Origin of the sequence: Streptomyces sp. NPDC001744 (assembly GCF_042892575.1) — a bacterium.
Lineage (GTDB): Bacteria > Actinomycetota > Actinomycetes > Streptomycetales > Streptomycetaceae > Streptomyces.
Genome location: NZ_JBIAUG010000012.1, coordinates 177,652 through 201,380, shown reverse-complemented (window position 1 = coordinate 201,380; position 23,729 = coordinate 177,652). Strand labels below are relative to the sequence as shown.

The 23,729-nt window shown below is 72.3% G+C and carries 13 protein-coding genes, 1 tRNA gene and 1 rRNA gene; 12 read left to right on the top strand and 3 right to left on the bottom strand.

What is annotated here, in order from left to right:
- Together rrf and ACFYZY_RS16930 are read left to right on the top strand one after the other, a co-directional pair.
- Positions 1–94 (top strand): 5S ribosomal RNA (rrf, locus tag ACFYZY_RS16935); the annotation flags it as partial.
- 4 nt (positions 95–98) lie between these two features.
- Positions 99–171: transfer RNA gene (locus ACFYZY_RS16930), tRNA-Thr, on the top strand.
- Between the two features lie 106 nt (positions 172–277).
- On the opposite strand, the gene ACFYZY_RS16925 is transcribed toward ACFYZY_RS16930, so the two are convergent.
- A complete protein-coding gene (locus ACFYZY_RS16925) occupies positions 278–2,923 on the bottom strand; it encodes a SpoIIE family protein phosphatase (RefSeq protein WP_388694357.1) in 2,646 nt (881 codons plus the stop codon).
- A gap of 266 nt (positions 2,924–3,189) precedes the next feature.
- Here ACFYZY_RS16925 and ACFYZY_RS16920 point away from each other — a divergent pair, with 266 nt between their 5' ends.
- The 10 genes from ACFYZY_RS16920 to ACFYZY_RS16875 all read left to right on the top strand — a co-directional run bounded on the left by ACFYZY_RS16920 (position 3,190) and on the right by ACFYZY_RS16875 (position 18,013).
- Positions 3,190–8,670 carry a HAMP domain-containing protein gene (locus tag ACFYZY_RS16920; RefSeq protein WP_388694355.1) on the top strand — a complete coding sequence of 1,827 codons (5,481 nt, stop codon included), beginning with the start codon at positions 3,190–3,192 and terminating at the stop codon, positions 8,668–8,670.
- A 295-nt stretch (positions 8,671–8,965) separates the two neighbouring features.
- A complete protein-coding gene (locus ACFYZY_RS16915) occupies positions 8,966–9,637 on the top strand; it encodes a two-component system response regulator (protein WP_388694352.1) in 672 nt (223 codons plus the stop codon).
- A 137-nt stretch (positions 9,638–9,774) separates the two neighbouring features.
- A complete protein-coding gene (locus ACFYZY_RS16910; protein WP_388694350.1) occupies positions 9,775–12,549 on the top strand; it encodes a DNA translocase FtsK in 2,775 nt (924 codons plus the stop codon).
- A 243-nt stretch (positions 12,550–12,792) separates the two neighbouring features.
- Positions 12,793–13,620, top strand: coding sequence for a RodZ domain-containing protein (locus ACFYZY_RS16905; protein WP_388694348.1), 828 nt, complete (start codon positions 12,793–12,795; stop codon positions 13,618–13,620).
- Positions 13,621–13,707: 87 nt separating this feature from the next.
- Positions 13,708–15,201: a 30S ribosomal protein S12 methylthiotransferase RimO gene (gene rimO / locus ACFYZY_RS16900; RefSeq protein WP_388694345.1), complete on the top strand. Its 1,494-nt coding sequence runs from the start codon at positions 13,708–13,710 to the stop codon at positions 15,199–15,201.
- Positions 15,198–15,872, top strand: a complete 675-nt coding sequence (gene pgsA, locus ACFYZY_RS16895; RefSeq protein ID WP_388694343.1) for a CDP-diacylglycerol--glycerol-3-phosphate 3-phosphatidyltransferase — start codon at positions 15,198–15,200, stop codon at positions 15,870–15,872. Before rimO ends, pgsA begins: the two co-directional genes overlap by 4 nt.
- A complete protein-coding gene (locus ACFYZY_RS16890) occupies positions 15,869–16,390 on the top strand; it encodes a CinA family protein (RefSeq protein WP_388694340.1) in 522 nt (173 codons plus the stop codon). The genes pgsA and ACFYZY_RS16890 overlap by 4 nt, the downstream gene beginning before the upstream one ends.
- A 109-nt stretch (positions 16,391–16,499) precedes the next feature.
- Positions 16,500–16,874 (top strand): helix-turn-helix domain-containing protein, encoded by a 375-nt coding sequence (locus tag ACFYZY_RS16885; protein WP_388694338.1) that lies wholly within the window; start codon positions 16,500–16,502, stop codon positions 16,872–16,874.
- A 148-nt stretch (positions 16,875–17,022) separates the two neighbouring features.
- Positions 17,023–17,493: a Dps family protein gene (locus tag ACFYZY_RS16880; protein WP_388694336.1), complete on the top strand. Its 471-nt coding sequence runs from the start codon at positions 17,023–17,025 to the stop codon at positions 17,491–17,493.
- Between the two features lie 232 nt (positions 17,494–17,725).
- Positions 17,726–18,013 (top strand): hypothetical protein, encoded by a 288-nt coding sequence (locus ACFYZY_RS16875; RefSeq protein ID WP_388694335.1) that lies wholly within the window; start codon positions 17,726–17,728, stop codon positions 18,011–18,013.
- Between the two features lie 156 nt (positions 18,014–18,169).
- On the opposite strand, the gene ACFYZY_RS16870 is transcribed toward ACFYZY_RS16875, so the two are convergent.
- Both ACFYZY_RS16870 and ACFYZY_RS16865 read right to left on the bottom strand, forming a co-directional pair.
- The gene (locus ACFYZY_RS16870) at positions 18,170–18,982 is read right to left on the bottom strand and encodes an Fpg/Nei family DNA glycosylase (RefSeq protein ID WP_388694334.1); all 813 of its coding nucleotides are present in this window, start codon (positions 18,980–18,982) and stop codon (positions 18,170–18,172) included.
- A 68-nt stretch (positions 18,983–19,050) separates the two neighbouring features.
- A complete protein-coding gene (locus ACFYZY_RS16865; RefSeq protein WP_388694331.1) occupies positions 19,051–23,700 on the bottom strand; it encodes a DEAD/DEAH box helicase in 4,650 nt (1,549 codons plus the stop codon).
- Positions 23,701–23,729: the final 29 nt, after the last annotated feature.

The following is a 23,729-nucleotide window of genomic DNA, read 5'->3' as shown; positions in this document are numbered from 1 at the left end:
AACGCCCGGTTACATTCCGAACCCGGAAGCTAAGCCTTTCAGCGCCGATGGTACTGCAGGGGGGACCCTGTGGGAGAGTAGGACACCGCCGAACACCTGCCCTTTTAGCTCAGTCGGTAGAGCGTCTCCATGGTAAGGAGAAGGTCAACGGTTCGATTCCGTTAAAGGGCTCAGACGAAAAGGCCCCCGCCACGTGGCGGGGGCCTTTTCGCGTTTCCGGAAGCCGGAGACCGGCACACCTCTGGGGCCTCCCCCGGAAGGGAAGGCCCCCAGAGGGTCAGCGGTCGTCCGGCTCGCGGAGGCGCATCGCGAGAATCGCCATGTCGTCGGAGGCCGGTTCCTGGGCGAAGCGCTCGACCGCGCGGAGGACCCGGGCCCCGACCGCGCCGGCCGTCAGGCCCGTACACGTCTTGAGGACGTCGGCGAGGCCGTCGTCGCCCAGCATGCGGGTGCCCTCACGACGCTCCGTCACACCGTCCGTGACACAGAGGAGGACGTCGCCCGGATCGAGCGTGACCGTCTCCTCGTACAGCTCCAGGTCCTCCATGACGCCCAGGAGCGGCTGCGGTTCGGCCGCGGGGCGGACCGTGCCGTCCGGGCTGAGGCGCAGCGGGAGGGGATGGCCGGCGCAGACGACCTTGAGGATCGCGGAGCCGTCCTCCTGCGGGCGCATCTCGCCGTAGAGGAGGGTGAGGAAGCGGCTGCGGGCGCCCTCGTCCAGGATCGCCGCGTTCAGACGCTCCAGGACGGCCGGGCCGCCCAGGCCCTCGCGGGCCAGGAGCCGCAGGGCGTGGCGGGCCAGGCCCGTGACGGCGGCCGCCTCCGGACCCGTACCGCAGACGTCGCCGATGGCGAAGCCGTACGCGCCGTCGGCGATCGGGAACAGGTCGTAGAAGTCGCCCCCGACCTCGTTGCCCTCGCCGGCCGCGCGGTAGATGACGTCGACCTCGACGCCCGGGATCTCGGGGAGGCCGGGCGGCAGGAGGCTGCGCTGGAGGGACTGGCTGATCGCCACGCGCTCCGAGTAGAGGCGGGCGTTGTCCAGGGCGAGGGCGGCCCGGCGGGACAGGTCCTCGGCCAGTTCCAGGATCTCCTGGCGGAAGTGGTCCTCGGAGGGCCGGCCGAGCGTCAGCATGCCGATGACCCGGTTGCGGGCCACCAGGGGCAGGACGACCGTCTCGCCGGCGACCGTGTGCGCGGTGGCCAGGGTGGTGTCCACGTCCGTCGGAAGAGGACCCGACAGATGGTTGAGGGCCTGCGTCGAGGCGTCCAGCGCGGCCCGGTGGGCGGCGTCGCCCGGCGCGGTCCAGACCCGGGCGCCGGGGGTCGGCACCGGGTCGGGCGGGGCGATCGAGGAGAGCAGCGCCTTGAGCCCGTCGATGCGGTCCTCGTCCTCGTGGAGCACGTACGAGAGGTACGGGTCGGAGGACTGGTCCGCGATCGTGTAGACCGCGCACCAGGTCGCGAGGGTGGGGACCGTCATCTGGGCCATCAGCGCCAGGGTCTGGTCGCGGTCGAGGGTGCCGGCCAGGAGGTCGGACGCCTCGACGAGGAAGCTGAGGGAACCGCGGCGCAGGCGCTCCAGCTCGCCGAGGCGGGCCGACTCGACGGCCAGGGCGATGCGGTCGGCGGCGAACTGGAGACGGAGGGCCTCCTCGTTCGAGTAGCGGTTCGCGGCCTCGGCCGCCACGCCCAGGGAACCCGTGAGCCGGCCCTCGACCTTGAGGGGGACGGTGACCACCGAGCGCATGCCGGTGTTCTCCAGGAGCGGCACGGCGCCGGGAACGGCGGCCAGGTCCTCGTGGACGGCGGGCATCCGGGCGGAGCCGTAACGGCTGGCGCCGGTCTCGACGGGGACGCGGGCGAAGCGCTGGCGGGCGGCCGGAAGGCCGGTGGAGGCCCGTACCTCCAGCTCCGTCTCGTCGTCGGTGGCGAGCAGCAGGAAGGCGGCGTCGCCGTCGAGCATGTCGCGGGCGCGCTCCACCGTGCGCTGGAGGAGACCGTCGAGGTCCTCCGGGGCCGGGGAGCCGATGAAGACCTCGAAGGGGTCGGTGGCGCGGCTCTCGGCGCCCGGCTCGGCGGCCGGGCGCTGCGGGGTCTGCAGGACGGCCCGCTCGTGCTCGCGCACCAGGAGGCAGACCGTGGAGGGTTCGCCCTGGGAGTCGCGGACGCGCAGGTGCGAGGCGTAGACGGGGATGATCCGGCCGTCGGCGCAGCGGATGCCGTAACTGCCCTCCCAGCGGGAGAGGCGCAGTGCCTCGGCGAGACCGGTGCCGATGCCGGGGGTGTGGGGCCAGGCGGCGAGATCGCCCAGGGGCTTGCCGGTGACCTGGCCGGAGGCGTACCCGAAGAGTTCCTCGGCGTCCTCGTTCCAGGCGTCGACCGTTCCGTCCCGGTCGATCTGGACGACGGCGACGCGGACGCGGCTGTCGGCGACCGGGAGGAGGGCGTCGGGGAGCACGGGACCGGCGGAGCGGGTGCCGACGGGGCGCTGCGGGAGGTCGAGGTGGAACCAGACGTGCTTGCGGGTGGGGGAGTAGTCGACGCCCCAGCGGTGGGCGAGGGCGGCGCAGAGCAGCAGACCGCGGCCGCTCTCGCGGTCGGGGGCGGCCAGGGTGCGGCCGCTCTGGACGGGGATCTCGCGCTCCGGGTAGCGGTCGGACACCTCGACGCGGACGCTGTCGTCGGAGAGCAGGCAGAGCACGTCGGCGGCGGTGCCGGCGTGGACGACGGCGTTGGTGACCAGTTCGCTGGTGAGGACGACGGCGTCGTCCACCAGTTCGGGGTGTCCCCAGCCCTGGAGGGTGTCCCGGACGAAGGCGCGGGCGGACGCGACGGACCGCCCGACGGGCTCGAAGGTGGCAGTCGCCCGCGCGGTGATCACAGCTCTCCTCGTACGAGTCTCGACGCCCGGCTCTGCCATGCTCGGTCTGCCCCTCCCACTGCCCGGCGGTCGTGCGCGCGCCACACCGTCCCGGCCGGGCGGACCGGAGCGGCTGGACAGCCGGATGCCAGGTTACTTACCTTCGCTGTCCCCGCGGATGCCGGTCACGCGGATTCCACCCCTGGGGGGCGAGGACACCGTCGAAGCCGCCGAACTGTTATCGCCTGGTTCGGTCACGGTGAAACACTGGGCAGGCTACCGGCAGAGCCGGAGCGGTACGGTCGACCCCTTTCGGGAGGGACACGGTGGAGTCTGGCACGGCGGCGCGTCGCGGCGGAGGCAGCGGTACGCGTACGAGAGGCGGGCGTTCCCGGGGAGGGACGGTCCAGGTGGACGCGGCGGCGCTGGAGCGGCTGCTCGCCGCGCTGGCGGCGATGCGGGACGGGAACCTCCGCAGAAGGCTCACGGTCTCCGGGGACGGGGTCATGGCGGAGATCTCCGCCGTGTTCAACGAGGTCGCCGACCGCCAGATGCACGTGACCGGCGAACTGTCGCGGGTCCGGCGGGTGGTGGGGCGCGAGGGCAAGCTGTCCGAGCGCCTGGAGACGGGGCCCACCGAAGGGGCGTGGGCGGCGGCGATCGAAGCCGCGAACGCGCTCGTCGACGACCTGGCCCGGCCGGTGTCCGAGGTGGGGCGGGTGCTCTCCGCGGTGGCCGAGGGCGACCTGGAACAGCGGATGGACCTGCGTTCGGAGGGTTCCGACGGGACGGTGCGGCCGCTGCGGGGCGAGTTCCTCAAGGTGGCGCGGACCGCCAACAACCTCGTGGACCAGCTGTCCGTCTTCGCCTCCGAGGTGACGAGGGTCGCCGTCGAGGTGGGGACCGACGGCAAGCTGGGCGGGCAGGCGCAGGTGCGCGGGGTGTCCGGTTCGTGGAAGGACCTCACGGACTCCGTCAACACCATGGCGAACCAGCTGACGGCCCAGGTGCGGGACATCGCGCTCGTGACGACGGCGGTCGCGGACGGCGACCTGTCGCAGAAGGTCACCGCGAACGTCGCCGGGGAGATGCTGGAGCTGAAGAACACCGTCAACCGGATGGTGGACCAGCTGTCGTCGTTCTCCTCCGAGGTGACCCGGGTCGCGCGCGAGGTGGGCACCGAGGGCGAGCTGGGCGGCCAGGCCGAGGTGGCCGGGGTCGCCGGCGTGTGGAAGGACCTCACCGACTCCGTCAACACGATGGCGGGCAACCTCACCAATCAGGTGAGGGGGATCGCCGAGGTGACGACCGCCGTCGCCAACGGGGACCTGTCGCAGAAGGTCCGGGTCTCGGCGCGCGGCGAGATCGCCCAGCTCGCGGACACGATCAACCAGATGACCGAGACGCTGCGGACGTTCGCCGACGAGGTGACCCGCGTCTCGGGCGAGGTCGGCGCGCAGGGCCTGCTCGGCGGGCAGGCGCAGGTGCCGGGCGCGGCGGGCACCTGGAAGGACCTCACGGACTCCGTCAACACGGTCTTCCGGAACATCACCACACAGGTCCGTGACATCGCGCAGGTGACGACGGCGGTGGCCAACGGCGACCTGTCGCAGAAGGTCACGGTGAACGTGGCCGGGGAGATGCTGGAGCTGAAGAACACCGTCAACACGATGGTGGACCAGCTCTCCGCGTTCGGCTCCGAGGTGACCCGGGTGGCCCGGGAGGTCGGCGTCGAGGGCCTGCTCGGCGGCCAGGCCGAGGTGCCGGGCGCGGCGGGCACCTGGAAGGACCTCACCGACTCGGTGAACACCGCCTTCCGCAACCTGACCGGTCAGGTCCGTGACATCGCGCAGGTGACGACGGCGGTGGCCAACGGCGACCTGTCGCAGAAGGTCACCGTGGACGTGGCCGGGGAGATGCTGGAGCTGAAGAACACCGTCAACACGATGGTGTCGCAGCTGTCGTCCTTCGCGGACCAGGTGACCCGGATGGCCCGGGACGTGGGCACCGAGGGCCGGCTCGGCGGCCAGGCACGGGTGGACGGGGTCTCCGGGCGCTGGCGGGAGCTCACCGACTCGGTGAACTTCATGGCCGGCAACCTGACCTCGCAGGTGCGCCAGATCGCCCAGGTGACGACGGCCGTGGCGCGCGGCGACCTGTCGCAGAAGATCGACGTGGACGCGCGCGGCGAGATCCTGGAGCTGAAGAACACCATCAACACGATGGTCGACCAGCTCTCCGCCTTCGCGGACCAGGTGACCCGGGTCGCCCGCGAGGTGGGCACCGACGGGCGGCTGGGAGGGCAGGCGCAGGTGCCCGGCGTGGCCGGGGTGTGGCGCGACCTGACCGACTCGGTGAACGGCATGGCCGGGAACCTCACCACCCAGGTCCGCAACATCGCGCAGGTCGCCACGGCGGTCGCGCGCGGCGACCTGTCGCAGAAGATCGACGTGGACGCGCGCGGCGAGATCCTGGAGCTGAAGAACACCCTCAACACGATGGTGGACCAGCTCTCGAACTTCGCCGAGCAGGTGACCCGGGTCGCCCGCGAGGTGGGCACCGAGGGCATCCTGGGCGGCCAGGCCGAGGTGCAGGGGGTCTCCGGCACCTGGAAGGACCTCACCCAGTCGGTGAACTTCATGGCGAACAACCTCACCATCCAGGTGCGGAACATCGCCGAGGTCACGACCGCGGTGGCCATGGGCGACCTGTCGAAGAAGATCACGGTCGACGCCCGGGGCGAGATCCTGGAGCTGGTGACGACCGTCAACACGATGGTCGACCAGCTCTCCAACTTCGCGGACGAGGTCACGCGCGTGGCCCGCGAGGTGGGTACGGAGGGCATCCTGGGCGGCCAGGCGCGCGTGCGAGGCGTCACGGGCACCTGGAAGGACCTCAGCGACAACGTCAACCTGATGGCCAACAACCTGACCAGCCAGGTGCGGAACATCTCCCGGGTCTCGGCGGCCGTGGCCAACGGAGACCTGACCAAGAAGGTGACCGTCGAGGCGCGCGGAGAGGTCGCGGAGCTGGCCGAGACCGTCAACACGATGGTGACGACCCTGTCGTCCTTCGCGGACGAGGTCACCCGGGTCGCCCGGGAGGTCGGCACGGAGGGCGAGCTGGGCGGCCAGGCCCGGGTGCCGGGGGTCTCCGGCACGTGGAAGGACCTGACCGAGTCGGTGAACTCGATGGCGTCCAACCTGACCGGTCAGGTGCGGCAGATCGCGGCCGTCACGACCGCGATCGCCAAGGGCGACCTCACCAAGAAGATCGACATCGACGCGCGCGGTGAGATCCAGGAGCTGAAGAACACCATCAACACGATGGTCGACCAGCTCTCGAACTTCGCCGAGGAGGTCACGCGCGTGGCCCGCGAGGTGGGCGTGGAGGGCATCCTCGGCGGCCAGGCGCGCGTACGGGACGTCGACGGCACCTGGCGCGACCTGACCGAGTCCGTGAACGAGATGGCCGGGAACCTGACCCGTCAGGTGCGGGCCATCGCGGCCGTCGCCACGGCGGTCACCCGGGGCGACCTGAACCTCAAGATCGACGGTGTGGACGCGGCCGGTGAGATCCAGGCGCTCCAGGACAACATCAACACGATGATCACCAACCTGCGCGACACGACCCTCGCCAACGAGGAGCAGGACTGGCTCAAGGGCAACCTGGCCCGCATCTCCGGCCTCATGCAGGGCCGGCGGGACCTGGACGACGTCGCGTCGCTCATCATGAGCGAGCTGACCCCGGTGGTCTCGGCCCAGCACGGCGCCTTCTTCGTGGCGATGCCGACCGGCTCCGCCCACGGCGACGCCGAACTGGTCGGCGAGGGCGACGGCTCGTACGAGCTGCGGATGCGCGGGAGCTACGGCTACTCCACCGGGTCCATGCCGACCTCGTTCCGTCCCGGCGAGACCCTCATCGGGACGGCGGCCGAGGAGAAGCGGACCATCCAGGTCAACGTGCCGCCGGGGTACCTGAAGATCTCCTCCGGGCTCGGGGAGGCCGCGCCCGCGCACGTGATCGTGCTGCCGGTCCTCTTCGAGGGCAAGGTCCTCGGGGTGATCGAGCTGGCCTCGTTCCAGCCGTTCACCCAGATCCAGCGCGACTTCCTCAACCAGCTCGCCGAGCTGATCGCCACCACCGTCAACACCATCAGCGTCAACACCAAGACGGAGGTGCTGCTCCGGCAGTCGCAGGAGCTCACCGAGCAGCTGAAGGAGCGCTCGGCCGAGCTGGAGCACCGGCAGAAGGAGCTCCAGGGGTCGAACCTGGAGCTGGAGGAGAAGGCGGAACTGCTCGCCCGGCAGAACCGCGACATCGAGGTGAAGAACACCGAGATCGAGGAGGCCCGGCAGGTCCTGGAGGAGCGGGCCGAACAGCTCGCCGTCTCCATGCGGTACAAGTCCGAGTTCCTGGCGAACATGTCGCACGAGCTGCGCACCCCGCTCAACTCGCTGCTGATCCTGGCCAAACTGCTCGCGGACAACGCCGAGTCGAACCTGACGCCGAAGCAGGTCGAGTTCGCGGAGACCATCCACGGCGCCGGTTCCGACCTGCTCCAGCTGATCAACGACATCCTCGACCTGTCGAAGGTCGAGGCGGGCAAGATGGACGTCTCGCCGACCCGGATCGCGCTCGTCCAGCTCGTCGACTACGTGGAGGCGACCTTCCGGCCGCTGACGGCGGAGAAGGGTCTCGACTTCTCGGTGCGGGTCTCGCCCGAGCTGCCGGCCACGCTCCACACCGACGAGCAGCGCCTGCTCCAGGTGCTGCGCAACCTCCTTTCGAACGCGGTGAAGTTCACCGACACGGGCGCGGTGGAGCTGGTGATCCGGCCGGCCGGTTCGGACGTGCCGCAGTCGATCCGCGAGCAGCTCCTGGAGGCCGGTTCGCTGCGCGACCCGGAGGCCGACCTGATCGCGTTCTCGGTCACCGACACCGGGATCGGGATCGCGGCGAGCAAGATGCGGGTCATCTTCGAGGCGTTCAAGCAGGCCGACGGCACGACCAGCAGGAAGTACGGCGGTACGGGGCTGGGGCTCTCGATCAGCCGGGAGATCGCGCGGCTGCTCGGCGGTGAGATCTTCGCCGCGAGCGAGCCCGGCCGGGGATCGACGTTCACCCTGTACCTGCCGCTGAACCCGACCGAACCGCCCGCGCAGGGGTCCGGGCAGGGGGCGCAGGAGGGCGACGCCCCGCAGCAGGACGCCGGGGAGGGGGCGGACGGGGCCGTCCAGCCGTTCCCGCACTTCCCGCCGCCCGTGCGGAAGGAGGCGCGGTCGGGGGCCGGGGCGCTGTTCCGGCACCGCAGGAAGGCCGCCGCCGAGGCGACCGGGGGGCGGGACGCGGCCCCGGGGCGGCCCGGACAGCCCGAGGCCGAGCGTCCGGAGCAGGAGGTGGCGGAGGAGCCGCGCCGCACCTTCTCCTTCTCCGGCGAGAAGGTCCTCATCGTGGACGACGACATCCGCAACGTCTTCGCCCTCACCAGCGTCCTGGAGCAGCACGGGCTCGCGGTGCTGTACGCGGAGAACGGACGGGAGGGCATCGAGGTCCTGGAGCAGCACGACGACGCGGCGGTCGTGCTGATGGACATCATGATGCCGGAGATGGACGGATACGCGACGACCACCGCGATCCGGCGGATGCCGCAGTTCGCCGGGCTCCCGATCATCGCGCTGACGGCGAAGGCGATGAAGGGCGACCGGGAGAAGGCGATCGAGTCGGGCGCCTCGGACTACGTGACCAAGCCGGTCGACCCCGACCACCTGCTGTCCGTCATGGAGCAGTGGATGCGGCGGACGTGACTCCGGACCCGGGGGCCCGCGCGGAGCACCGTGCGGGCCCCCGGCCCCGGGCGACGTACTCTCGCCACGGGCGTGTGAAGGGCCCGGTCACGGGGAACCTTCTGGGCTTCCACCGCGTTTTTCCTGCGTGCACGGTGACATCGCGGTGACAGGGTGTGGCGACGGGCGGGGTGCGGCTACGATGACCGGCACAAGGACTGACGGCGCTAGGGAGTCGTCTTCCGGGGCGGCGCCCGGTGCTTCCCCCGGTCGGGGGGACCGGGGAGAGCTGTTTCCGGGACGAGGAGGACGGGGCATGGTGCAGAAGGCCAAGATCCTCCTGGTCGATGACCGGCCGGAGAATCTGCTGGCGCTGGAGGCCATTCTCTCCGCGCTCGATCAGACGCTGGTGCGGGCATCGTCCGGGGAGGAAGCGCTCAAGGCGCTGTTGACGGACGACTTCGCGGTCATCCTGCTGGACGTCCAGATGCCGGGCATGGACGGCTTCGAGACCGCCGCCCACATCAAGCGGCGGGAGCGGACCCGGGACATCCCGATCATCTTCCTCACCGCCATCAACCACGGCCCCCACCACACCTTCCGGGGGTACGCGGCAGGGGCGGTCGACTACATCTCGAAGCCCTTCGACCCGTGGGTGTTGCGGGCCAAGGTCTCCGTCTTCGTCGAGCTGTACATGAAGAACTGCAAGCTGCGCGAGCAGGCCGCCCTGCTGCGGCTGCAGTTGGAGGGCGGCGAGAGCGGTCACGGCAAGGAGTCCGCCGGTCTGCTCGCCGAACTGTCCGCCCGTCTCGCGGCCGTCGAGGAACAGGCCGAGGCGCTGTCGAAACAGCTCGACGACGACTCGGCCGACGCGGCCGCCGTCGCCACCGCCGCGCACCTGGAGCGCAAGCTGACCGGACTGCGCCGGGCCCTGGACGCCCTGGAGCCCGGTACCGGCGCCACGTCCTCCCTGCCCTCCCCGAGCTGACGCGACGTCACCGGGCGCCCCGGTCCGTCGCGGCCGGGGTGCCCGCCGGTGAGCCCGCGTCAGCTTCGCGCCCCGGCGCGGACGACACGAACGGGTGAGTGGGGACAGCCGGTTCCCGCACGGGTAACCTCGGCCCCATGGCTTCACGTACGTCCGGCAAGGGTTCCCAGGGCACGGCGGGCACCGCAAAGCCGCGCGCCGGCCGTACGGCGGGCGCCGCGAAGAAAGCGGCGCCCGCGAAGTCCCCCGCCAAGCCGCCCGCGAAGAAGGCGCCGGCCAGGAAGGCCGCGCCCGCCAAGCGCGCGCCCGCGCGGAAGACCGCGGCGAAGAAGGCCCCGCCCCGGCCCGCCCCGTCCCCGACCGGGGGCGTCTACCGGCTCGTGCGCGGCGCCTGGCTCGGTCTCGCCCACGCGGTCGGCGCGGTGTTCCGGGGGATAGGGCGCGGCGCCAAGGGACTCGACCCCGCCCACCGCAAGGACGGCCTCGCGCTCCTCCTCCTCGGCCTGGCGCTGATCGTCGCCGCCGGGACGTGGTCCCATCTGAGCGGTCCGGTCGGCGACCTCGTCGAGATGCTGGTCACCGGGGCCTTCGGCCGGCTCGACCTGCTGGTGCCGCCGCTGCTCGCCGGGATGGGCGTACGACTGATCCTCTATCCGGAACGGCCCGAGGCCAACGGCCGGATCGTCATCGGCCTCTCCGCCCTCACCGTCGGCATCCTCGGCCAGGTGCACATCGCGTGCGACGCGCCGGGGCGCGGCGACGGCGCCGACGCCCTCCAGGACGCGGGCGGCCTCATCGGCTGGGCGGCGTCCCAGCCCCTTGTCTTCATGATGGGCGAGGTCCTGGCCGTACCGATGCTGGTGCTGCTCACCGTCTTCGGCCTGCTCGTCGTCACCGCCACCCCGGTCAACGCGATCCCGCGGCGGCTGCGCGCCCTCGGCGTCAGGCTCGGCATCGTCGAACCGGCCTACGACCCGGCGGAGGACGAGGAGTACGGGCCCGAGGGGTACGGGGACGAGTGGCGGGGGGCGGAGCCGGGGCCCGCGCGCCCGGTCCGGCGCCGCGCCCCCGCCCCGGCGGAGCCGTACGGGACGGACCCGGCCGGGGCGGAGCAGGGAGCCCGGCGCGGCCGTCCGGCGCACCGCCCCGCGTTCGATCCCGGCATGGACCCGGTGGACGTCGCCGCCGCCGCGGCCGCCGCGCTCGACGGCGCGGTGCTGAACGGCATGCCCCCGTCCCCGGTCGTCGCCGACCTGACCAAGGACGTCACCGTCGAGCGGGACGCGGCCGGGGCCCCGGGGAGGACGCCCGCGCCCGTACCGCCGGCGCGGGGAGGGGAGTCGCGTTCCGGCGCCGTGCCCGACCTGACGAAGCCCGCGCCCGAACCGACCGACCTGCCGTCGCGGGCCGAACAGCTCCAGCTCTCCGGCGACATCACGTACTCCCTGCCGTCGATGGACCTCCTGGAACGAGGAGGGCCCGGCAAGACGCGCAGCGCCGCCAACGACGTCGTCGTGGCCGCGCTCACCAACGTCTTCGGCGAGTTCAAGGTGGACGCCGCCGTCACCGGCTTCACCCGGGGGCCGACGGTCACCCGGTACGAGGTCGAACTCGGCCCCGCCGTGAAGGTCGAGAAGATCACGGCCCTGGCCAAGAACATCGCGTACGCCGTGGCCTCCCCGGACGTGCGGATCATCTCGCCGATCCCCGGCAAGTCGGCGGTCGGCATCGAGATCCCGAACAGCGACCGCGAGATGGTCAACCTCGGGGACGTGCTGCGGCTCGCGGACGCGGCCGGCGACGACCACCCGATGCTGGTCGCGCTCGGCAAGGACGTCGAGGGCGGCTACGTGATGGCCAACCTGGCGAAGATGCCGCACATCCTGGTCGCCGGTGCCACCGGCTCCGGAAAGTCCTCGTGCATCAACTGCCTCATCACCTCGGTGATGATAAGAGCGACCCCCGACGACGTCCGGATGGTGCTCGTCGACCCCAAGCGGGTCGAACTCACCGCCTACGAGGGCATCCCGCACCTGATCACCCCGATCATCACCAACCCCAAGAAGGCCGCCGAGGCGCTGCAGTGGGTGGTGCGCGAGATGGACCTGCGCTACGACGACCTGGCCGCCTTCGGCTTCCGGCACATCGACGACTTCAACGAGGCCATCCGGGCCGGGAAGGTCAAGCTCCCGGAGGGGAGCGAGCGCGAGCTCAGCCCCTATCCGTACCTCTTGGTGATCGTCGACGAGCTCGCGGACCTGATGATGGTCGCGCCCCGGGACGTCGAGGACGCGATCGTCCGCATCACCCAGCTGGCCCGCGCCGCCGGCATCCACCTGGTGCTCGCCACCCAGCGGCCGTCCGTGGACGTCGTCACCGGTCTCATCAAGGCGAACGTGCCCTCGCGGCTCGCCTTCGCCACCTCCTCGCTCGCCGACAGCCGGGTCATCCTCGACCAGCCCGGCGCCGAGAAGCTGATCGGCAAGGGCGACGGGCTCTTCCTGCCGATGGGCGCCAACAAGCCCGTCCGCATGCAGGGCGCCTTCGTCACCGAGGACGAGGTCGCGGCCGTCGTGCGGCACTGCAAGGACCAGATGACGCCCGTCTTCCGGGACGACGTCACCGTGGGCACCCAGCAGAAGAAGGAGATCGACGAGGAGATCGGCGACGACCTCGACCTGCTGTGCCAGGCCGCCGAGCTGGTCGTCTCGACGCAGTTCGGTTCCACCTCGATGCTCCAGCGGAAGCTGCGCGTGGGCTTCGCGAAGGCCGGCCGGCTGATGGACCTGATGGAGTCGCGGAACATCGTCGGACCGAGCGAGGGTTCGAAGGCGCGGGACGTCCTGGTGAAGCCCGACGAACTGGACGGGGTGCTCGCCGTGATCCGGGGGGAGCCGGCGCCCGGCGAGTAGCGGCGGCGAGGGGGCCGGGTGTGGGTGCCGGAAGGCGGGGTACCCGTTCGAGATCTCGCTGAGACTCACTCGTAAGAATGGGTGAGCAACCGTTTCCTCCGGGCGTACGTCAAGTTGGACGGAGGGACAGAAGGACGTCCCAGCCTCATGGCGTACAAACACACCCGTCCGGTTGCCCCACCCTTTCGTACCACCCATAGACTGAACGTCCAGCAGGTGGCTACACGCTCGAAAGGCGCTCTCGTGTCCATCGGCAACTCCCCCGAAGACGACCGGATCTTCCCGGCAGACGACCGGGACTCGATCGGTCGCGCTCTCCAGCAGGCCCGTATCGCCGCCGGTCTCACCGCCGAGGAGGTCAGTGCCTCCACCCGCGTCCGGACCCCGATCGTGCACGCGATCGAGCAGGACGACTTCTCGCGCTGTGGCGGGGACGTCTACGCCCGCGGCCACGTCCGCGCCCTCGCGCGCGCCGCCGGCCTCGACCCGGCTCCGCTGGTCGAGCGGTTCGACGCCGAGCACGGCGGTCGGCCCGCCCCCACCCCCGCCGCCCCGCTCTTCGAGGCGGAGCGCATCCGCCCCGAGCCGCGCAGGCCCAACTGGACCGCCGCGATGGTCGCGGCCATCGTCGCCGTCGTCGGGTTCGTCGGCTTCACGATGTTCAACGGGAACGACGCCCCGAAGGGGACCACCGCGGCCGACGGCGGCCCGGCGCCCGCCCCGGAGAAGGCGACCTCGGCCGCCAAGCCGAAGCCGATCAAGCCCGTCGCGCCCAAGGCCACCGAGAGCGCGATCGCCGCCGTTCCGCGGGACAAGGTGACGGTCAAGCTCACCGCCGTCGACGACAAGAGCTGGATCTCGGCCAAGGCCCACGACGGCAAGCTGCTCTTCGACGGCCTGCTCCTCAAGGGCGAGTCCAAGACCTTCCAGGACGACGAGCGCGTCGACCTGGTCCTCGGCAACGCCGGGGCCATCGAGCTGTACGTGAACGGCAAGAAGGTCGCGGACACGTTCGAATCCGGCCAGGTCGAGCGGCTCACGTACACCAAGGGCGACCCCCAGGCCGGCTGAGCCGCCCCGGCGCCGTGATGTGACCTCCGTCGCGCGGACGAACCCTGCGCGACGGGGGAACGGCCGGGACGAAGTAGTCTTGAGCCCATGCCCGAACGCCGTACCGTCGCCCTTGTCACTCTTGGCTGCGCCCGTAACGAGGTGGACTCGGAGGAGCTCGCAGGCCGCTTGGCAGCGGACGGCTGGCAGCTCGTCGAGAACGCCGAGGAAGCGGACGTCGCCGTCGTCAACACCTGCGGATTCGTCGAGGCCGCCAAGAAGGACTCCGTCGACGCCCTGCTCGAAGCCAACGACCTGAAGGACCACGGCAGGACCCAGGCCGTCGTCGCCGTCGGCTGCATGGCCGAGCGCTACGGCAAGGAACTCGCCGACGCCCTCCCGGAGGCCGACGGAGTCCTCGGCTTCGACGACTACGCCGACATCTCCAACCGCCTCCAGACCATCCTCAGCGGTGGCAGTGTCGAGGCCCACACCCCCCGTGACCGGCGCAAGCTGCTGCCGCTCTCGCCCGTGGAGCGCCAGGAGGCCGCCGCGGCCGTGGCCCTGCCGGGACACGGCGACGCCGCCGAGCCCCCCGCCGAAGCCCCGGCCGACCTGCCCGAGGGGGTCGCCCCCGCCTCCGGCCCGCGCGCGCCGCTCCGCCGGCGGCTGGACACCAGCCCCGTCGCGTCGGTGAAGCTGGCCTCCGGCTGCGACCGCCGCTGCACCTTCTGCGCGATCCCCTCCTTCCGCGGCTCCTTCGTCTCGCGCCGCCCCTCGGACGTGCTGAACGAGACGCGCTGGCTCGCCGAGCAGGGCGTGAAGGAGATCATGCTGGTCTCCGAGAACAACACCTCCTACGGCAAGGACCTCGGCGACATCCGCCTCCTGGAGGGCCTGCTGCCCGAGTTGGCGGCGGTGGACGGCATCGAGCGCGTCCGCGTCAGCTACCTCCAGCCCGCCGAGATGCGCCCCGGCCTGATCGACGTCCTCACCTCCACCGAGAAGGTCGCTCCCTACTTCGACCTGTCCTTCCAGCACAGCGCTCCGGACGTGCTGCGGTCCATGCGCCGCTTCGGCGACACCGACCGCTTCCTGGAGCTCCTGGAGACCATCCGCGCCAAGGCCCCGACGGCCGGAGCGCGCTCCAACTTCATCGTCGGCTTCCCCGGCGAGACCGAGGCGGACTTCGCCGAGCTGGAACGCTTCGTCACCCACGCCCGCCTCGACGCCGTCGGCGTCTTCGGCTACTCCGACGAGGACGGCACCGAGGCCGCCACCTACGAGCACAAGCTCGACCAGGAGGTCGTCGACGAGAGACTCGCCCACCTCTCCCGGCTCGCCGAGGAACTCACCGCCCAGCGTGCGGAGGAGCGGATCGGAGAGACCCTGGAAGTACTCGTGGAGTCCCTGGACGAGGAGGACGGCTGGATCGGCCGCGCCGCCCACCAGGCTCCCGAGACCGATGGGCAGACGCTCCTCGTCACGGCCGACGGGGCGGAGCCCGACCTGGCTCCGGGCCGTATGGTCAGGGCGAAGGTCGTCGGCACGGAAGGCGTCGATCTGGTGGCCGAGTGTCTTTCCGAGGAGGCGGGCAGATGACCGGAGTCCCGGCATCCGCGACGGGCGGGACCGGCAGGCCGGCGCCCCGCGGCAAGCTGGGCACGGCGGCCGTCAACCAGGCCAGTCTGTGGAACATCGCGAACATCCTCACCATGATCCGGCTCGTGCTCGTGCCGGCCTTCGTGCTGCTGCTGCTCCAGGACGGCGGGCACGACCCCGCCTGGCGGGCCTGGGCCTGGGCGGCGTTCGCGGTGGCCATGATCACGGACGTCTTCGACGGGCACCTCGCCCGCGCCTACAACCTGGTCACCGACTTCGGGAAGATCGCCGACCCCATCGCGGACAAGGCGATCATGGCGGCCGGACTGGTCTCCCTGTCCTGGCTGGGGGACCTGCCCTGGTGGGTGACGGGGGTCATCCTGGCCCGGGAGCTGGGGATCACCCTGATGCGGTTCTGGGTCATCCGCCACGGGGTCATCCCGGCCAGCCGCGGCGGCAAGATGAAGACGCTCGCCCAGGGCACGGCCGTGGGCATGTACGTGCTGATGCTCGTCGGGCCGCTGGCCACCCTCCGCTTCTGGGTGATGGCGCTGGCCGTCGTGCTGACGGTCGTCACGGGCCTGGACTACGTACGGCAGGCCCTCGCACTGCGGCGGAGGGGCATGGCCGCCGAGCGGGCGGCCGCGCGGGCGGAGGCGGCGGCCCGGTGACCGGGGCCGCCCGCGTGCTCGCGCTGCTCGCCGGACGCGGTCAGACCGTGGCCGTCGCGGAGTCCCTCACGGGCGGCCTGGTGGCCGCCGAGCTGACCGGCGTCCCCGGGGCCTCGGCCTCCTTCCGGGGATCCGTGACCGTCTACGCCACGCCCCTCAAGCACGAGCTGCTCGGCGTGGACGGGGACCTGCTCGCCGAGCGCGGAGCGGTGGACCCGGAGGTCGCGGTGCAGATGGCGGTCGGCGTACGCGACCGGCTCGGCGCCGACTGGGGCGTCTCGACGACCGGGGTCGCGGGTCCCGATCCGCAGGGCGGGCAGGCCGTGGGAACCGTCTACGTGGCGGTCGCGGGCCCGGCCGCGACGAAGACCGGGCCGGGGAAAGTGGTGTCGTTGAGGTTGAACGGCGACCGGGGGGAAATCCGTAGGGAGAGCGTGCGGAGCGCGCTGGAACTGCTCCACGGGGAACTCCTGGGAAATGTGCGGGCACAGGATACGGAACAGAACGGGGGGACTTGATGTTTGCAGCCCTGAGTGAACACGACATCGCTCCCCGCACGGCCGCGTCGCGAGGCGGTACGGTGGGGCGTGAAGGATGCGGCTACGCGGTCCGAGGAGGGAGCCACCGATGATTCTGCTCCGTCGCCTGCTGGGTGACGTGCTGCGTCGGCAGCGCCAGCGCCAGGGCCGTACTCTGCGCGAAGTCTCCTCGTCCGCCCGAGTTTCGCTCGGCTATCTCTCCGAGGTGGAGCGGGGGCAGAAGGAGGCTTCCTCCGAACTGCTCTCCGCGATCTGCGACGCGTTGGACGTACGGATGTCCGAGCTCATGCGTGAAGTGAGCGACGAGCTGTCACTGGCCGAACTGGCCGAGTCGGCAGCCGCGAGCGAACAGGTGCCGGCACCCGTTCGTCCGATGCTCAACTCGGTGTCGGTGGCAGGTGTGCCCACCGAGCGGGTGACCCTCAAGGCACCCGCGAAGGCGGTCGACGTCGTCGCCGCCTGAACCGAAACGGGAAAAAGCCCCGGTCAACGCCCTCACAGGGTGTTGACCGGGGCTTTTCCCTTTGGGCTTTGCCTTGATTTGTTTGAGATGCCGGTTTCCGGAGACCCGTGCCATGGTGGAACAACGTTCGACTGGTTGGAGATTCCGCATGTCTGTCGTGAAGAGCACGCTGTCCGAAGCCGACCTCAAGACGGTCGGCAACGCACTCCAGGGGGCACTGGCCGACCTGGTCGACCTCTCCCTGGTCGCCAAGCAGGTGCACTGGAACGTCGTGGGACCGCGCTTCCGCTCCATCCACCTCCAGCTCGACGAGGTGGTCACCACCGCCCGGACGCACTCCGACACCGTCGCCGAGCGCGCCTCCGCCCTGGGGGTCAACCCGGACGGGCGCGCGGCGACCGTGGCCTCGTCGAGCGCGATCGGGACGGTGCCGGAGGGCTGGATCAAGGACGTGGACGCGGTGAAGATCCTCGTCGACGCCCTCGGCGCCGTCACCGGCCGGATGCGGGAGCGGATCGACGCGACCGGCGACCCGGACCCGGTCACCCAGGACATCCTGATCGCGCTGACGGGCGAGCTCGAGAAGCATGCGTGGATGTTCCAGGCGGAGAGCGTCTAGGAACGGGTCGGCCGTGCAGGTGCCGGTCGTGAAGACGCCGGCCACGACGGCTTCGGTCCGGGTGGTGCCGGAAGCGGTGTCCTCGGTTCCGGGCATTGGCCTACCGGGTGTCGTGTCCCCGGTCCCGGTACCGCCGGGCGTGGCGATAGGTGCGGTGCGCGCCGGGGCTCACCCCGGTGCGCCCTCCCCCAGGGTGATCCTGCCGGTCTAGCGTCGACCGCGGGAGGCGGCCATGGTACGGCGAGGGTTTCCACCGGCGGCGCTCGCGCTGGTCGCGGTCGGGCTGGTGGCCGGGGGGCTCTGGTGGTGGGCGGTGCTGCGCGTGCTGCTCGTCCCGGAAGCCGCCGGGCCGGTGGAGGGCGTGGTGGCCGCGGGCGGCTGGGGTCTGAGCCTGCTGCCCGTCCACGTGACCGCCTCGTCGGGACGGCCCAGCACGATCGCCCGGCGCATCGGCAGGATGACGCGGAGCCGTCGCAGGGGCGCGGGCTCCGACGCGGCACGAGCGCGGGTCCGAACGTGAGGCCGGTACGGGACGCGTGCGGTCGGTACGAGGGTGCGTGCGGTCGGTACGGGAACGCGTGAGGCCGGTGCGGTACATCCGTGAGACGGGTACGACGTACATGAGAGATGAGCACGGAGCCGCGAGGCACGCCATCGGGCCCGGGGGCGGCCCGCGTCACGGTGAGGAGCGCGCACCGGTTTCCCGGTGCGGGCCCTTTTGGCATCCCGGACACCAGTAGGTGATCCGGTCGCCGAGTTCCGCCTTGCGGACCGGAGTACCGCAGCGCAGGCACGGGTGGCCCGCGCGACCGTAGACGTGGAGCGGGACGCCGGGGCGACGCGTGGTGGTGACGCGCCGGTCCGGGTGGTCCTTGTTCGTGTCGAGCAGGCGGTGGGCGGTCGCGACCAGGCGCGCGGGGGTGTCGGGGTCCAGCTCCCCCACGGGGAGCCAGGGGCTGACGGCGGCGAGGAAGGCCAGCTCCGACTTGTAGATGTTGCCGATGCCGGCCAGGTTGCGCTGGTCGAGCAGGGCCTCCCCGAGCGTCCTCGCCGGATCGGCCGCCAGCCGTCGCACCGCCTCCTCCGGGTCCCAGTCGGGGCCGAGCAGATCCGGGCCGAGATGGCCCACGACACGGGACTCCTCGGCGGTACGGATCAGTTCCAGGACCGGGAGCCGGTAGCCGTACGCGGTGGACTCCGCGTTGCCGAGGACGGCCCGGATCTGGTGGTCGGGGCCGCCGCGCGGGCGCTCCCCGGCGGCGTGGATCCGCCAGGCGCCGTCCATGCGCAGATGGGAGTGGAGGGTGAGACCGCCCTCGATGCGGGCGAGCAGGTGCTTGCCGCGCGGAGTGAAGTCGAGGAGCGTGCGGCCGGTGAGGTCGGCGGTGGCGAACCGGGGCACCCGGAGGTCCGAGCGGGTCAGCACCCGCCCGGCGAGCGCGGTGTGCAGGCGGTGGGCCGTCTGCCAGACGGTGTCTCCTTCGGGCACGGGTCCATGATGCCCGGCGGCGGACGACGGGGGCGGGGGAAGGGCCCGCGAGCGTCCCTCCGGGCGGTTCACGCGCGCAGGCGGAGACCTCTGGGGGTCGCCAGGAAGCCCGCCGCCTCCAGGGGGCGGGCCAGGGGAGAGGTCAGGGCCGGAGTGCCGTTGAGCCGTTCCACCGTGACCGTGCCGAGGGAGCCGGTGCGGGCGGACGCGGCCAGGGCCTCGGCCGCCGCTGTCAGGGCGGGATCGTCCGGGTCGTCCGGCCAGCACAGCAGGGTCTTGCCGCCCCGCTCCATGTAGAGCGTCAGTTCTCCGTCGACCAGGACCACCAGCGCGCCCGCCTTGCGTCCCGGCTTGTGCCCGGCACCGGAGGGCGGCTCCGGCCAGGACAGCGCGGCGCCGTACGCGTTCGCCGGGTCCGCGGCCGCGAGGACCAGGGCGCGCGGACCGGCCGCCGCCTCGACGCCCCGGTCGCGCGCGGTCGCCGCCGCCCGCAGCCGGTCCACCGCCCCGTCCATCGCGAACTGGGCCGCGCCGAGTCCCTCCACGACGTAGCCGCGGCGGGCCTGCCCACTGTCCTCGAAGGCGGACAGGATCCGGTACGTGGCCGAGAAACCGCCCTCCACCCCCTCGGCGGCCACCGCGCCCCGGGTGACCACCCCGTGCCGGTCCAGGAGGGTGCGGGCCAGGGCGTGTGCCCGGTGGGTCGGCTCCGGTTCGGCGGGCGGAAGCAGGGACCACCGGCCGGAGACCGTGGGCGGTCCCGTGCGGGACACGGGCCGGGCGGAGGCGGTCGGGGTGCCGTACCGGCCGCGGGGGACGGTGCGGCGTGCCCGGTGCGCGGTCGAGCCGGCGGTGCGGCCCGATCCGAGCAGCGCGCGCAGCGGGGCGAGGGTGTCGTTGGTGAGCCGGCCCGACCAGGCCAGGTCCCAGAGGGCGTCGGCGAGCTGCGGGTCGGTCACCTCCGGATGGGTGGTCGCCCGGACCTGGTCGGCGACCTGGCGGAAGAACAGTCCGTAGCCCCCGGAGAGGACGGTGAGCACCGACTCGTGCAGCGCGGACAGCTCCAGCGGGTGGGGCGGGGGGAGGAGCAGCGGCGCGGCGTCCGCGAGGTAGAGCGAGACCCAGCCGTCCTTGCCGGGCAGCGATCCGGCGCCGGCCCACACCACCTCGCCGGTGGTCGTCAGCTCGTCCAGCATCGCCGGGGAGTAGTCCCGGACGCGGGACGGCAGGACCAGCTTCTCCAGGGCGGAGGCCGGGACGGGCGCGCCCTGGAGCTGCTCGACCGCGCGGGCCAGGCCGTCGATGCCGCGCAGGCTGTTGCCCCCCAGGTGCTGCCACTGGGGCAGGAAGGTGGCGAGGGCGGCCGGGGGCACCGGCTCCAGCTCGTGACGCAGGGCCGCCAGGGAACGCCGTCGCAGCCGGCGCAGAACGGTGGCGTCGCACCACTCCTGGCCGATGCCGGCGGGGTGGAACTCGCCCTGGACGACCCGGCCCGACGCGGCGAGCCGCTGGAGGGCGCCGTCGGTGACGGCCGTGCCCAGGCCGAAGCGGTCGCCCGCCCGGGAGGAGGTGAACGGACCGTGCGTGCGCGCGTACCGGCCGAGGAGGTCTCCCAGCGGGTCCTTGACCGGTTCGGTGAACGCCTCGGGCACGCCGACCGGCAGGGCGGTGCCCAGGGCGTCCCTGAGCCGGCCCGCGTCCTCGATCGCCGCCCAGTGCTCCCGGCCCCCGATCCGCACCCGGATCGCGCGCCGGGCGGCCTCCAGGGCCGGTGCCCAGTCCGCCTCGGCACCGCGCTCGGCGAGTTCGGCGTCGGTGAGCGGCCCCAGCATCCGCAACAGGTCCGCGACGCCCTCCGCGTCCTTGATCCGGCGGTCCTCCGTCAGCCACTGGAGCTCCCGCTCCAGCTCCGTCAGGACGTCCGCGTCGAGCAGTTCGCGCAGCTCCGCCCGGCCCAGCAGTTCCGCGAGCAGCCGGGAGTCCAGGGAGAGCGCGGCGGCCCGCCGCTCCGCCAGCGGCGAGTCGCCCTCGTACAGGAACTGCGCCACGTATCCGAAGAGCAGCGAGCGGGCGAAGGGGGACGGCTCGGAGGTGGTGACCTCGACCAGGCGGACCCGGCGGGCCTCGATGTCGCCCATCAGCTCCGTCAGGCCGGGGAGGTCGAAGACGTCCTGGAGGCATTCGCGGACGGCCTCCAGGACGACCGGGAACGAGCCGAACTCGCCCGCCACCTGGAGGAGCTGGGACGCGCGCTGGCGCTGCTGCCAGAGCGGGGTGCGCTTGCCCGGGTTGCGCTTCGGCAACAGCAGGGCGCGGGCGGCGCATTCGCGGAAGCGGGAGGCGAAAAGGGCGGAGCCGCCCACCTGGTCGGTGACGATCTGTTCGATCTCGCCCTTGTCGAAGAGGGTGTCGGCCGCGCCGACGGGCGCCTTGTCGGCGTCGTACGCGGCGTCCGCGTACCGGCCCGGGTCGACCGGTTCGTGGTCGAGGAGGTCCAGGCCCATGTCCAGACCCATCAGATCGGCGTCCGGCAGCCGCAGCACGATGCCGTCGTCCGCGTGCATCACCTGCGCGTCCATGCCGTACCGCTCGGAGAGCCGGGCGCCGAGCGCCAGCGCCCACGGGGCGTGCACCTGCGCTCCGAAGGGGGAGTGGATGACGACCCGCCAGTCCCCCAGCTCGTCCCGGAAGCGCTCGACCAGGACGGTCCGGTCGTCCGGCACGTGGCCGCAGGCGTCGCGCTGCTCCCGGAGGTACGCCAGGACGTTCTCGGCGGCCCACGCGTCGAGACCGGCGGCGAGCAGCCGCAGCCGTGCCTCCTCGTCTCCGAGGGCGCCGATCTCGCGGAGGAACGCGCCCACCGCCCGGCCCAGTTCGAGCGGCCTGCCCAGCTGGTCGCCCTTCCAGAACGGCAGCCGGCCCGGCGCGCCGGGCGCGGGGGTGACGAGCACCCGGTCCCGGGTGATGTCCTCGATCCGCCACGAGGTGGTGCCGAGCGTGAACACGTCGCCCACCCGTGACTCGTACACCATCTCCTCGTCCAGTTCCCCGACCCGGCCCCCGCCCTTCTTGGGGTCCGAGCCCGCCAGGAACACGCCGAACAGGCCCCGGTCGGGGATCGTGCCGCCCGAGGTGACGGCGAGCCGCTGCGCACCCGGCCGACCCGTGACCGTCCCGGCCACCCGGTCCCAGACCACGCGCGGGCGCAGCTCGGCGAAGGCGTCCGACGGATACCGGCCCGCCAGCATGTCGAGGACGCCCGTGAACGCCGACTCGGGCAGCGAGGCGAACGGTGCCGCCCGGCGCACCAGCGCGAGCAGGTCGTCCGCCTGCCAGGTGTCGAGGGCGACCGTCGCGACCAGTTGCTGCGCGAGCACGTCCAGCGGGTTGGCGGGAATCCGCAGGGACTCGATCGCCCCCGCGCGCATCCGCTCGGTGACCACGGCCGCCTGCACCAGGTCGCCCCGGTACTTGGGGAAGACCACGCCGGTGGAGACCGCGCCGACCTGGTGGCCGGCGCGGCCCACCCGCTGGAGCCCGGAGGCCACCGAGGGCGGTGACTCGACCTGCACGACCAGGTCGACCGCGCCCATGTCGATGCCCAGCTCCAGGCTGGAGGTGGCCACGACGGCGGGCAGCCGGCCCGCCTTCAGGTCCTCCTCCACCTGGGCGCGCTGCTCCTTCGAGACCGAGCCGTGGTGGGCCCGGGCGAGCAGCGGTGGAGCGCCCTGCGCCGCTCCCGACTGGGCCATGACCTCGGCCGGAGGGGCTCCCTCGGGCAGGGGCTCGCCGGTCGCCCGTTCGTACGCGATCTCGTTGAGCCGGTTGCACAGGCGCTCGGCGAGGCGGCGTGAGTTGGCGAAGACGATGGTGGAGCGGTGGGCCTGGACGAGATCGGCGATCCGTTCCTCGACGTGCGGCCAGATCGACGGCTTGTCGCCGCCCTCCTTGCCCTCGGAGGCCGGGGAACCGCCCAACTCGCCCATGTCCTCGACGGGGACGACGACGGAGAGGTCGAACTCCTTGCCCGAAGGCGGCTGCACGATCTCCACGGCCCTCCCGGGGGAGAGGTAGCGGGCCACCTCCTCGACCGGTCGGACCGTGGCCGAGAGGCCGATCCGGCGTGCCGGGCGGGGCAGCAGCTCGTCGAGCCGTTCCAGGGAGAGCGCCAGGTGCGCGCCCCGCTTCGTGCCCGCGACCGCGTGGACCTCGTCCAGGATGACCGTCTCCACGCCCGTCAGGGCCTCGCGCGCGGCGGAGGTCAGCATCAGGAACAGGGACTCGGGGGTGGTGATCAGGATGTCCGGCGGCCGGGTCGCGAGCGTCCGGCGTTCGGCGGCGGGGGTGTCGCCGGAGCGGATGCCGACCCGGATGTCCGGCTCGGGCAGCCCGAGCCGGACCGACTCCTGGCGGATGCCGGTCAGCGGGGAGCGCAGGTTCCGCTCGACGTCCACGGCGAGCGCCTTCAGCGGGGACACGTAGAGCACCCGGCAGCGCTTGACCGCCTCGGCGGGCGGCGGGGAGGACGCCAGCCGGTCGAGGGAGGCGAGGAAGGCCGCCAGCGTCTTGCCCGAGCCGGTCGGGGCGACGACGAGGACGTCGGAGCCCGCCCCGATGGCCTTCCAGGCGCCCTCCTGCGCCGCCGTGGGCGCGTCGAAGGCCCCGGTGAACCAACCACGGGTGGCGGGTGAGAACGAGTCGAGCGCGGACCTGACCATGCCCCCCATCCTGCACCCGGCCACCGACA

What these genes read in the sequence shown, in the direction of transcription:
- ACFYZY_RS16885 (WP_388694338.1), top strand. Translation starts at nt 16,500, where the DNA reads ATGATTCTGCTCCGTCGCCTGCTGGGTGACGTGCTGCGTCGGCAGCGC.
- pgsA (WP_388694343.1), top strand. Translation starts at nt 15,198, where the DNA reads ATGACCGGAGTCCCGGCATCCGCGACGGGCGGGACCGGCAGGCCGGCG.
- ACFYZY_RS16875 (WP_388694335.1), top strand. Translation starts at nt 17,726, where the DNA reads ATGGTACGGCGAGGGTTTCCACCGGCGGCGCTCGCGCTGGTCGCGGTC.
- ACFYZY_RS16910 (WP_388694350.1), top strand. Translation starts at nt 9,775, where the DNA reads ATGGCTTCACGTACGTCCGGCAAGGGTTCCCAGGGCACGGCGGGCACC.
- ACFYZY_RS16880 (WP_388694336.1), top strand. Translation starts at nt 17,023, where the DNA reads ATGTCTGTCGTGAAGAGCACGCTGTCCGAAGCCGACCTCAAGACGGTC.
- rimO (WP_388694345.1), top strand. Translation starts at nt 13,708, where the DNA reads ATGCCCGAACGCCGTACCGTCGCCCTTGTCACTCTTGGCTGCGCCCGT.
- ACFYZY_RS16915 (WP_388694352.1), top strand. Translation starts at nt 8,966, where the DNA reads ATGGTGCAGAAGGCCAAGATCCTCCTGGTCGATGACCGGCCGGAGAAT.
- ACFYZY_RS16865 (WP_388694331.1), bottom strand. Translation starts at nt 23,700, where the DNA reads ATGGTCAGGTCCGCGCTCGACTCGTTCTCACCCGCCACCCGTGGTTGG.
- ACFYZY_RS16925 (WP_388694357.1), bottom strand. Translation starts at nt 2,923, where the DNA reads ATGGCAGAGCCGGGCGTCGAGACTCGTACGAGGAGAGCTGTGATCACC.